Below are 230 nucleotides of genomic sequence, written 5' to 3'. Positions count from 1 at the left end.
GTCAGCCATGTGAAACTGGCGCAGGACTGTATAGATCAGATCCTCAAGCTCAATATTCAAACGCCGACCATGGATCAGATCATCAATGACCTCAGCGGCGGTAACCAGCAAAAAGTGCTGATTGCGCGCTGGCAGCTGGCGCAGCCGAAGATCCTGATTCTGGACGAACCGACCCGCGGTTTCGATGTTGGGGCCAACGCCGAGATCTACCGCCTGATCAGTGAACTCGC

Annotated in this window: 1 protein-coding gene; it reads left to right on the top strand. The window is 55.2% G+C overall.

Annotation, left to right across the window (positions count from 1 at the left end; translation table 11 throughout):
* Window positions 1-230: ATP-binding cassette domain-containing protein (locus SB719_RS23000; RefSeq protein ID WP_412160166.1), on the top strand; the 230-nt coding region annotated here is incomplete at both ends.

It is taken from the genome of Pantoea sp. SIMBA_079 (genome assembly GCF_046940275.1).
GTDB lineage: Bacteria > Pseudomonadota > Gammaproteobacteria > Enterobacterales > Enterobacteriaceae > Pantoea > Pantoea borealis.
Note: the sequence above shows the minus strand (reverse complement) of the source record. Positions and strands in the feature narration are given on the sequence as shown.